Origin of the sequence: Parabacteroides sp. PM6-13 (assembly GCF_029892605.1) — a bacterium.
GTDB lineage: Bacteria > Bacteroidota > Bacteroidia > Bacteroidales > Tannerellaceae > QVMG01.
In genome coordinates this window covers 1-12,182 of the sequence record NZ_JARXWF010000001.1, presented here as the reverse complement: position 1 = coordinate 12,182, position 12,182 = coordinate 1, and the positions used below count along the sequence as shown (strand labels likewise).

Genomic DNA, 12,182 nt, shown 5'->3' with positions numbered 1-12,182 from the left:
CTCTTTTATACGAATATATTTGCCTCAGGAATTAACCTAAAAATCTAATAATAGTATAAACTTAGAGCCTATGATATAACGCAATCAAATGAGTTTTCTATGCATGGCAAAAGGCATGTATTTTTGCCAAATGTAACCCCAAGACGAATGTGTGTTTTCGTCATATAGTTTTAAAATCTAATTCTATCAAAGATGATCAAGAAAATTTTAGTATTATTTTTTGTTGTGTTTGCAACTACCACCTATGCCCAGCAAATGGCCATAACCGGAACGGTAACAGATGCAAATAACGAACCTTTAACAGGTGTGAACGTCGTAGTGAAAGGTACGACAATGGGAGCCGTGACCGATATCGACGGTCGCTTCTCGGTGCAGGGAGATAACGGGAGTACACTCGTTTTTTCTTATATCGGTATGATCCCTCAGGAGGTGGTCTTCAGAGGCGCTCCTCTGTTTGTCGTTCTGATAGATGATTCGAAAGCATTGGAAGAGGTGGTGGTGATCGGTTATCAGACCGTAAAGAAATCAGACCTGACCGGTGCGGTTGCCGTAGTCGATACGAAAGAGATGAAGAAGAGCTCGGCAGGAACGCTGGTGAGCCAGATGCAGGGATTAGCAACCGGTGTGAATGTGCGCAGCACGGGTAGAGCCGGTGCCGACGCTTCCATTCAGATCCGTGGTGTCGGCTCTCTGAGCAATAACTCTCCGCTCTGGGTGGTCGATGGTATGATTACCGATCCGGGTGTTGACTTTAATCCCTCTGATGCGGAGTCGATCCAGATCCTGAAAGATGCTTCGGCAGCGGCTATCTATGGTTCGCGCGCGGCTAACGGGGTGATTATCGTGACGACCAAGAAGGGAGCGAAAGGCCCGATGAAGGTAAATGTAAGCGTAAAAGAAACGTTGGAATGGAGTCCGAAGTATGATCTGATGAACGCGGCGGAGTATATTAAATACAATGATATCGCCTATAACGAAGCGATCAAGAACGGTGTCGCTTCTATCACCTCTACGCAACAACACTCCTCTTATGACACCAACTGGCAGGACGAAGTCTTGAAGACCGCTTTGGTGCAAGACTATAACGTATCGCTTTCCGGTGGTGGCGACTCAGGTAACTTCTTTTTATCGGCTGGTTATTATAAAAACGATGGTGTATCGTATGGTAATACGTTCGATCGTTACAGCTTCCGTGTGAATACACAAGGCAAGAAGGGCTGGTTCTCTTTTGGTGAAAACCTGGCTTTCTCACACACCAATACGGATCCGAACCAGACCAATACTTACAATGACTTCCTGCGTATGATGCCTACCATTCCTATCTACGACGAAAATAATCCGGGTGGGTATGGTTATGGTGACCAGGCGAAATACAATACCTTCGGTGTGAACCCGATTGCTCGCGAAGACCTGGAATACCGTCATTTCCGCCAAAATCGTTTGAACGGCTCGTTGTGGTTGGAGTTCAAACCTTTTGAGTTCCTTTCTTATAAGTTCAATGGTGGGATCGATCTCTATTTCTATGAGAACTCCTGGTTCCGTGGCGAAGGCAACTGGACGCAAAACCAGGAACACCGTGATCCGGAAAGTTCAAAAGCGCGCGATAATACCTATAATATGTTGATCGAACATACGCTGAACTTCAATAAGGACTTTGGTAAACATCATGTGGATGCCGTGGTCGGTACCACGTATCAGCACCACGAATGGGAAGGTCTTGCCGGTTCTCGTTTGAACTTCCCCTATTTAGGCAATGGCGAATACCTGACCGTGTTGAATGCCGGACAGAGTAACCAGCAGAATACGAACAATATCAGTGAGAACGCCATGATCTCTTACCTGGGACGTGCTAACTATATTTATGATAACAAATACTACCTGACGGCTACTTTCCGTCGCGACGGTACTTCCCGTTTGTCGAAGGAAAACCGTTGGGGTAACTTCCCTTCTATCTCGGGTGCCTGGAGAATTTCGAATGAAGAGTTCTTTCAAGCTCCATGGCTCAATGACTTAAAGATCCGTGCGAACTGGGGACGCCTGGGGAATGCCTCTATCGGCGATTGGGATTACATCGGAACGATCAACCAGAGTATTGTGACCGTATTTGGCGGATCTATCTACTCAGGGGGTACGCAGGTGAAATTGGTAAATACCGGTTTGATTTGGGAAACAAAAGAAACGGTGAACGTTGGTTTCGACGCTTCCTTCCTGGACCAGCGCTTGACACTGAGTGCCGAATATTATAACTCGGAAACAAGAGACGTGTTGACGGATATGCCGATTGCTGTCTCTACCGGTAACCAGGGTGGTTCGCCCAAGGCCAATGCCGCCAGCTTGCGTAACCGCGGATTTGAAATGACGCTGGGCTGGAGAGATCAGGTATCTGATTTCAAGTATAGCGCTTTGTTGAATGTGACAACATTAAATAATAAGGTGTTGGAATTAGGATATGGCAAAGAAAGCATCGACTCGGGTCAGGCAAGAACCATTCTTGGTCACTCATTAGCTGAGTTCTACCTGTTGAAGACAGATGGAATCTTCAAAACACAAGAACAGATCGACAACTATCTGACCGAGGATGGCCGTCCTATTATGATCAACGGAAAACGTCCGCAGTTGGGTGATGTGAAGTATATCGATATGCCCGACAAAGACGGAAAGCAAGATGCCGATATCACAGCCGACGACCGTGTCTTCTGCGGCAGCCCCTGGGCAAAGATGCAATTGTCGTTTATCTTCAACGCGGAATGGAAAAACTTCGATTTCAGCATGATGTGGAACGGACAGTTTGGCAATAAGGTGTACAACGTAGCACAATGGCAGGGACGTATGTTTGCAGATAACTCTAACTACATCCGTTTCAAGAAAGGCGACGAGCCTTATCAGGTAAATCCCGACTCCAATTCTCCGCGTATCATTTATGGTGACGCGCGAAATGTGAAGGATGCCGATCGTTTCCTGGAAGATGGTTCTTACCTGCGTTTGAAGAATATCTCTGTCGGATATAATTTCAAGCAGCAGTGGCTGACCAATCTGGGTATCGAAAACCTGCGCTTGTTTGCTACCGGTAGTAACCTGATTACCATTACAGGCTATTCAGGTCTTGATCCCGACTTTGTGAATACAAACATCTGGAACAGCGGAACAGATAGCTTTGCCTATCCCAATACCCGTTCTGTTATGTTTGGTTTGGATGTGACCTTTTAATTTATAAATCAGTAGAATAATAAACGTATGAAAAAGATATATGGATTATTGTTAACCGGTATGTTATTTCTCTTTGCCGGATGTAGTGCCGACTTATTGGATATCGACAACCCCAATGAAGTGACCAATACGACCTATTGGCAGTCGGGAGAGGATGCGGAAGCGGGAGTGAATGCCTGTTATAGCTTCTTCTACAAAGAAGGAACCTGGATGCGCTGGCTCTCTTTCCGTTATGACCTGTCATCGGACGAAGGATGGAGCTCTTCTCCCTGGATTGAACTGGGTGACTGGACTCGCTTCCTGTATAATAATTATAATTTCTATGAAGGCAATAAGGTACATTGGGAACATTTCTATGTGGGTATCTTCCGTTGCAATCAGGTATTGACCAACGTGCCTGCCATTGAAATGAACGAAACTCAGAAAAACCAGGTACTGGCGCAAGCCTCTTTCCTGCGGGCTTTGTGGTATTTCCAGATCAATCTGTTGTGGGGCAAAGGTACCTTGGTGTTGGAACCTCAGGACGCGAACTATATTCCTCAGGATGCTTCCGAGCAGGAAATTTGGGATCAGATAGAGATAGATCTTACCTATGCCATGAATAATCTGCCGGAATCGTGGGATGCCGCCAACCTGGGACGCGCTACCAAAGGAGCCGCCAAGGCGCTATTGGGCAAAGCCTATATGCAACAACGCAAATTTGATAAGGCGAAGGAACAACTGCAATGGCTGATCGATAAGGAGGGTTCTTTGTACGGATTGATTGATAACCGGGAAGACAATTACCGATTTGAACGAGAACAACAAAGAGGGTATCTTCGAAATCCAGTTCGACGATAAGAACAAAGGCGGCACAGGCAACGACGCCAGCATGGCCTTTGGCTTCCAACGTACACAGTTCTACGCGCCCGGCGGTATTGGTTGGGGCGATGGTAAAGCGCGCCGTTGGATGGTAGAGGAATACCTGAAAGAAAAGAGAGTAGACGGTACGAATGACCTGCGTTTATATAACAGTATTATTTATAAAGGCTTCGCTAACGATTTTCCCGATCAGCCGACGAAATACTACCATGTGGCGGATGCTTCCGCATGGAGCGATGCTTGGGGACAAGACCCGGAAGATTGCTACATCCGTAAGTATAACACCTCGTATTTCCGTGAACGCGAAGACTACTTCGCACGCAACAATTACCGCATCATGCGTTATGCGGATATATTGATGAACTATGCGGAATGTCTGGTTGAAACAGGCACTACTCCTGCCGATGCCGCTGTTCATGTGGATAAGGTACGAGAACGTGCCGGTATGGCGAAGTTGAAAGAGAGCCAATGGAAAGACTGCCTGAACTCGAAAGAGGCTTTTATCAAGCGTCTTCAGATGGAACGTACGTTGGAGCTTTGCTTCGAAGGCTGGCGATGGGCCGACCTGAAACGCTGGGGACTGCTCGATTCGCAATCGGGTATCGATGAACTGAAAGCGCGCGACAAGGACTTTAATAACTTTACGATCGGTAAACATGTGCGTCTGCCTATACCGACCAGTGAGGTGGATATAAGCAAAGTGGATGATGTGCCGCAACTGACACAGAATCCGGGTTATTAGTTCTAATAAGGTTATGTGGGGGTGCCCTTTACGATTCGGGGCACCTCTGGCATAACTTTTTCCTTTAAATCTTATACCATGATGTTTGTCTATAGAAAATTATTAATGCCTTTTCTTTTTGTTTGTTGCCATACCCTTGTGGCGCAAAACATCCAGAATCCGGTGCTTCCCGGAGTGGCAGATGCCGGTGTGATGAAATACAACGGCAAATACTATATCGGCGGCGTGTATACGAACGGCGACTTCTATGTCTCTGAGGATCTGCTCGAATGGGGCGCCCCTGTTCATGTTGTCTCTATAGACAATGAATGGATAAAGGGCAGCGGAGTGGCAGACGACCAGATCCATGCGAATGACATGCGCTATCTGAATGGTGATTTCCATTTGTATTGGTCGGTCAACTACTGGGGAAGGGATAGGCATGCCGTTCATGTGGTGCATGCTCAAAGCCAGGATGTGTTAGGCCCTTACAGCGAACCGGACAGAAAGAGCTGGATGGATAACCGTATCGACCCGATGGTGTTTCGCGATGACGACGGACAACTCTATATGTATATGGTACGCTTTACGGATGGCAACACCATCTGGGCGCGTAAAATGAAGAACCCGGCCGAGTTTGCCGGCGAACCGGTTTGCCTGTTCGCCTCCTTGCCGGATACCTGGGAGACCATGGACAACCGGGTGGCGGAAGGCCCTTGGGTCATCAAATACAGAGACCGCTACTATATGATGTATAACGCCAATCATACCTCTACCGGGTGGGGTAATTATCAGTTGGGAGTGGCTGAGGCCGACTCTCCTTTAGGTTTTCAACATGGGAATAAATATAGCTATCCGCTTGTCGGAAGCAATCAAACGCAACTGGAAGAACAGTATGTTGACCTGTTGCGTTATAGCCACAACCGATACGAACCACTGTTTAACTATACAGAAAACAAACCGGCTACCGGCTGGACAACCATAACCTATGACGCTTCCGCCTGGCAGCAGGGCGAATCGGGATTTGCCTCCCAGAAGGTGGAAGGCTCTACCACCCGCCATCAGGGCACCGTATGGAATTCGTCCGACCTATGGCTGCGCAAAACATTTGTTGCCGGCAACCAGGTGGGCAACCTGGCCTTACGCGTGGCTCACGACGGCGACACCCGTATTTATCTAAACGAAACACTTATATACGAGAAACAGGGGCGCGATTATGGCATCTTGAACCTGGATAAGAAACTGCGTTCCGCGCTGAAAAACGGAACGAACCTATTGGCTGTCGAAACAAAGAAAGGACGTTCCTGCTTCTTTGATGTCTCGCTATTCGATATGAAAGGAGAGGTAGCCGATGATATCCTGATGACACCGGGGCAGCCCAACATACTGAGAGGACCCAATGGTTTTGAATGGTGGCTTATCTATATGGCCAATAAGAACAACGAACGCCGGGGGCAATACATTGACCGCGTTCAGTTCTTTGATAAAACCATGTATGTCGATGGCATAACCGGTCCTCGTACGCCGGGTTATCATCCGGAGCCGGCTTTGCCGACCTTCTCTCAGAAAGAAGAAACTCCCTCTTTTGGGGCTTTGCAACATGTACAGGCATCGACCACTTACCTGTTTGAAGCCGCTGTAAAAACGAAACAGGAGGCCGGTGTGATTGCCTGGTGGAAAGATTCTGAAAACTATGCTCATATAGGGTTGGATGCCGGGACTCAGTCCTGGTATCTATATACCCGCTTACAAGGAAAAGAGACCAAAGAAACATACGCTTTACCAGCCGATTTCCGTTGGGGCGTATATCACCATCTGCGCGTAGAGCGTCAGGCCGGTTGCTTGCAGATCTGGCTGGATGAAATGCCTGCTCCCGGAAAATCTGTCTTTCATGAGGTGGTGCCGGAAGAAGCAGGTCTCCCCGGTGTCTTTGATAAGTCAGACGATGCCCTGTTTGAAGGCGTGACCTATACCATCGGTTTTGATAATATAGATGTGCAACTGCCGGAGCGTTCGGAAGCGTTGAAAGGGGATTGGCTTAACGATTATGAGTTTAGCTTTCAGTTATCCAGTTTGCCCGACCAGGGCGTAGCAGGCTGCTATCCGGTCTATGTAGACGAGAAAAACTATGTGAAAGCACAGTTCAATGCCGTGACCGGCAAGCTCGAAGTGATTGCTATGAAGAAAGGCAAACAGGCCTGGCGGGAGGATTTCTCTTTAGCCCATCGGCAAACCATCTATCCGGATGTGAAATATACCGACTTTATCGAGAAGACCTATCGCTTTGCCACGCCTACCCGCCTGGATGCTCTTTACCTGAGCCGGCATGAAGCGGGCGACAAATCCGCGTTTGTGGAGGATATGTTCAGTAAGTTCACCATCGACTACCTGCGTAATGGCGAATGGCATCCGATAGACAACCAGGGAGCGGCGGTGGCCGAGCACCCGGCTTACAACCGTCTGGCCTTTGCACCCGTGAAAGCGGAGGCGATCCGTTTTACCAATAAAGAGGCTGAAGATTTGCAGCGTCACATCTATACCATCGGTATCCATGAGTTGTTGAAAGAATCCTATCACTTCCGTGCCGTACGCCGGGGAGAAAAGCTGTATCTTTTTGTCGACGGCAGGGAACTGGAACTACCGGAGATCCAATACCCCGCGTCCCGCGTCGGGTTCTGTTCGGATAATTATAATCCGGTTTATAAGGGTATATTGTATTATCACATAAGAAATAAATAAGATGAAAAAAGGATTAGTTTGTAGTTGCGTATGTTTAGTATTACTGGCATTCACCTCCTGCCAGTCGTGTTCTCCGGAGTATAAGAATGTGGACGAGATTATCGTGGACGAAGTGGAGATGCCGGTTCCTTTTGGTGATCCGTTTATCATGCTCTACGACGGTACTTATTACGCCTATGGCACACATGCTGCCGATGGTATTGAAGTGTATACTTCCGACGACCTGTTGACCTGGAAGTATGAGCGCCTGGCATTGGACAAGAAAGACTCCTGGGCGGATCGCTGGTTCTGGGCACCTGAGGTATATGCCCTGAATGGCCGCTTCTATATGTATTATTCGGCGGATGAGCATATCTGCGCGGCTGTCGCCGATTCTCCTCTGGGTCCCTTTGTGCAAGAGAAGAAAGAACCGATGATTGCCGACGAAAAATGCATCGATAACTCGCTGTTTATCGACGACGACGGCACGCCTTACCTGCTTTTCGACCGTTTCAACGACGGATTGAATATCTGGGTAGCCGAATTGGAAAAGGATCTTCTCACGATTAAAACAGAGACCATGCATCCCTGTATCCATGTCTCTCAGGCATGGGAAGAGGTATGGCCGCGGGTGAATGAAGGCTCCTTCGTGATCAAACGCAACGGTATCTACTATATGATCTATTCGGCCAATAGCTATGAGAGTCCTTCTTATGGCGTGGGCTGTGCCACGGCTACTGATCTGATGGGCGAATGGACCAAATACGATGAAAACCCTTTGTTGCAGTTCCCGGGCGATCTGGTTGGCGTAGGCCACGGTGCTCTGTTTACCGACAAAGCGGGTAAATTGCGTCATGTGTTCCATGCCCATAAAGACAAAAGCAATATCCATCCGCGCGCGATGCATATCGGTGAGGTCTCTTTCGAGAAGGTAAACGGGGTGGATCGTATGCGGATGAGTAAAGAATATATAACACCCAAGTTGACAAAATGAAAAAGCAATTACTTCTGTTCGCATGTTTCTCCCTTCTCTCGTGCTCCTCTTCGCCCGCCCAGGAGGATATACCCGATGATGACGGGATGTATTACCGCAATCCGGTGATAAGCTACAGCTTGCCGGATCCTACCGTGATGAAGGCCGATGATGGATATTTCTACCTGTATGCCACGGAGGATATCCGCAACCTGCCGATCCATCGTTCCCGCAATCTGCTCGATTGGGAATATGTAGGCACCGCCTTTACCGACCGGACCCGTCCGGACTTCGAAGCGAAAGGGGGCTTATGGGCACCTGATATTAATAAGATTGGCGATAAGTATGTGCTCTACTATTCCATGTCGGTATGGGGAGGCGAATGGACTTGCGGTATCGGTTGCGCGACTGCCGAGAAACCCGAAGGGCCTTTCACAGATCAGGGCAAGTTGTTTCGCAGCAATGAAATCAATGTGCAAAACTCCATCGACCCCTTCTATATCGAGGAAGATGGAAAGAAGTATCTCTTCTGGGGCAGTTTCCGCGGCCTCTACGTTATCGAACTCTCGGACGATGGCCTTTCCCTGAAAGAGGGTGCCACTCCGCGGCAGGTAGCAGGCACGGCATACGAAGGAGCCTATATCCATAAGAAGGATGGCTATTATTACTTCTTTGCCTCTATCGGCACCTGTTGTGAGGGGCTGAACAGCACCTATACGACCGTTGTTGCTCGCTCGGAGAGTCTTTTCGGCCCCTATGTCGACAAGCAGGGGGGAAGTATGTCCGATAACAAACACGAAGTATTGATTCGTAAGAATAACTCCTTTGTCGGACCCGGGCATAATTCGGAGATCGTAACGGATAAGGCGGGTAATGACTGGTTTTTCTATCACGCTGTGAACACAAAAGATCCCAGCGGGCGTGTGTTGATGATGGATAAAATAGACTGGCAGAACGGATGGCCGTCGGTAAAGGAGGCCTCTCCTTCGATCAAGTCCGAGAAACCGGTGTTTTAAGTATAAAAATCGAATGAAGAAAAATAGTATGAGGAAGAAAAGTGTATTGGCTATAAGGCCTAAAAGATTGTTTTTAGTGATAGCGCTTTTAGCTGCTATTACACAGGTAGGTGCGATGAATCAGGGTCAGGAAGATATTTCAGCATCCATCTCTCTGAAAGTACCGGGGAATGACGCTCAACATTATCCGTTGACGTTTCATGCCCTGTCCAACGGTATGTATAACGCCCAACCGGGCGAAGAGTTACCGCTGCGTATTACCCGGCAGGTAACGGAGCAGGAGGGTAAGCAGCGCATTACCGTCGTTCTCAAAGCGTTGGAAGATATCTATTTCAATTATGGCGAACAGGTAAAAACGGCTTACAAACATGCCGATTGCCAGTTCTATATGCCCGGATTCTGGTATCATCGTAACCTGCGTTCGCCTGCTGAAGCGCCTTCGTTCCATACGTCGGATAGCTGGCTGGTGCGCGAAGACCGCCTGAGTACCCCGCTGACAGCTGCCTATAGCGCCGCGGAGAAGAAATCCATGTCGGTTATCCGTATCGACGCGTTCGATAAGGAGGCTTTAAGCACACATAAAGAGGGAGAGGTGATTCTCTCCGGAGAGACCTCGATCGGTTATACAGGGTTTGAAAATGTAGGAGGCATGACTGTGCTTGCCTATGGCTTCCCCTACAAAGAGGCGCCGAAAACCTATATCCGCAAACTGACACTGGCTCCTGCTGTCGAGGCTTATCAGTTGCTTCGCGAAGGTGAGAGCATCACCCTTGTCTGGGAATTGTCGGAACGCGCCGCTGCCGATTATTCGGACTGTGTAGAGCGTACCTGGGAATATAGCTATGACACCAACCGTCCGCAACCGGTGGAGACTCCTTACTCGATAGACCGGATGAAAGCGGTGATGAGCAACTTCTTTGTGGAGAGCTATGTCGATAAGACACCAACCCATTATTACTCCGGTGTAGAGCTGGAAACGGCGACCTGCGCCAGTACGGATGTGGCGGAAGTCGGTTTTGTGGGACGTACGTTGCTCAATGCGTTCAATGCCTTGGAATATGGAGCACAACAGAATCGCCCGGAATTGACCCGTGATGCCAACCATATTTTTGATACCTATTTGCAATACGGGTTTTCGCCCGCCGGTTTTTTCAATGAAGTGGTTCATTATGACCGGGGTTTCAAAGAATCCAGACATAGCATCCGCCGGCAGTCGGAAGGTGTATATGCCGTGTTGCATTACCTGAATTATGAAAAACAACAAAAGCGCAAACACCCTGAATGGGAAAAACGCATTAAGAATATGCTCGACAGCTTCCTTCGCCTGCAGAACGAGGACGGCAGCTTTCCGCGTAAGTTCAAAGACGACTACTCAATCGTCGACGCGAGCGGCGGCAGCACACCTTCGGCAACCTTGTCACTGGTGTTGGGCTATAAATATTTCAACGACAAACGCTATCTGGCAAGCGCTAAGCGCACGGTCGATTACCTGGAGAAGGAACTGATCTCGAAAGCCGACTATTTCTCTTCTACCTTGGATTCCAATTGCGAAGATAAAGAGGCCTCTTTGTATGGCGCGACGGCTGCCTATTACCTGGCGTTGGTCACAAAAGGCGAGGAACGAGCGCATTACGCCCGCCTGGCGAAGAAAGCAGCCTATTTTGCCTTGTCATGGTATTACACCTGGGACGTTCCTTTTGCCCCCGGACAAATGTTGGGCGATATCGGTCTGAAAACCCGTGGCTGGGGAAATGTATCGGTGGAGAATAACCATATCGATGTGTTTATCTTTGAATTTGCCGATGTATTGCATTGGCTGTCTACCCAGTACAACGAACCTCGTTTCGCTGATTTTGCCGAAGTGATCTCCACCTCCATGCGCCAACTGTTGCCCTATGAAGGCCATATGTGCGGCGTTGCCAAGGTGGGCTATTACCCCGAAGTGGTGCAACACACCAATTGGGATTACGGGCGCAATGGGAAAGGTTATTACAATAATATCTTCGCCCCGGGTTGGACCGTTGCCTCCCTCTGGGAACTTTTCACGCCCGGCCGCGCCGAACAATTCCTGTTGAAGAAGTAAAATATAAGGCGCTGATTCGCCGGATATGAAAATATCAAAATGATAGCAAAATCGCCATTTTGCTATACAATATGATACGTTAAAAAGTGTTACTCGCCTGACTAATTTTAAATACCCCTACGTTTTTGGGAAATTAGTCGGGCGATTTTGACAAAATGTCAATTCTCAAAAAGTGATTTATCTGATGGGTGCGGATCTTCAAATTGGAGGATATTGGATTGGGGGAAAGCACGCCGCAGGCGTGAGATTATGCATAACCGTATGCTAGCGCAGCGCAGCTTACGGTAGTGAATCATCTATATAAAATGCCCCGCATGGGGCGGGATTATGGCAGATCTCGCACCTGCGGCGCTTGATTGATAAGGAGTCGCTATACCGTAAGCTGCGCTGCGCTTGCATACGGTTATGCATAATCTCGCGCTTGCAGCGCGATCCCCACCTTCCCATCTTACTTAATCTGAAGATAAAGACATACTAAACATAGTGACAAAATTTCTCCTCCTTAGCAAAGGAGGAGTACGGCGAGGTACGAGCCGGGAGGTGGTTGGATCCTTTTTCTATTTATTGACATCCAATGACATATAATATACCAACCACCTCCCC

7 protein-coding genes are annotated in these 12,182 nt (G+C 48.3%); all 7 read left to right on the top strand.

The window, feature by feature from the left end; all coding sequences use genetic code 11:
* The first annotated feature begins 192 nt into the window (after nt 1-192).
* The 7 genes from M2134_RS00035 (at nt 193) to M2134_RS00005 (ending at nt 11,579) form a co-directional block, all read left to right on the top strand.
* Nucleotides 193-3,207, top strand: a complete 3,015-nt coding sequence (locus tag M2134_RS00035) for a TonB-dependent receptor (RefSeq protein ID WP_280749739.1) — start codon at nt 193-195, stop codon at nt 3,205-3,207.
* 27 nt (nt 3,208-3,234) lie between these two features.
* On the top strand, nt 3,235-4,047 hold the full coding sequence (locus M2134_RS00030; protein WP_280749738.1) for a RagB/SusD family nutrient uptake outer membrane protein: 813 nt from the start codon (nt 3,235-3,237) through the stop codon (nt 4,045-4,047).
* Entirely contained in the window at nt 3,998-4,810 is an 813-nt protein-coding gene (locus tag M2134_RS00025; protein WP_280749737.1) for a RagB/SusD family nutrient uptake outer membrane protein, read from the top strand. The genes M2134_RS00030 and M2134_RS00025 overlap by 50 nt, the downstream gene beginning before the upstream one ends.
* Nucleotides 4,811-4,915: 105 nt before the next feature.
* Nucleotides 4,916-7,528, top strand: coding sequence for a family 43 glycosylhydrolase (locus M2134_RS00020; RefSeq protein WP_280749736.1), 2,613 nt, complete (start codon nt 4,916-4,918; stop codon nt 7,526-7,528).
* A gap of 1 nt (nt 7,529) precedes the next feature.
* Nucleotides 7,530-8,501, top strand: a complete 972-nt coding sequence (locus tag M2134_RS00015) for a glycoside hydrolase family 43 protein (protein ID WP_280749735.1) — start codon at nt 7,530-7,532, stop codon at nt 8,499-8,501.
* Complete coding sequence (locus tag M2134_RS00010) at nt 8,498-9,496, top strand: family 43 glycosylhydrolase (RefSeq protein ID WP_280749734.1); 999 nt, start codon at nt 8,498-8,500, stop codon at nt 9,494-9,496. Before M2134_RS00015 ends, M2134_RS00010 begins: the two co-directional genes overlap by 4 nt.
* A 28-nt stretch (nt 9,497-9,524) precedes the next feature.
* Complete coding sequence (locus M2134_RS00005; protein ID WP_280749733.1) at nt 9,525-11,579, top strand: hypothetical protein; 2,055 nt, start codon at nt 9,525-9,527, stop codon at nt 11,577-11,579.
* Nucleotides 11,580-12,182: the final 603 nt, after the last annotated feature.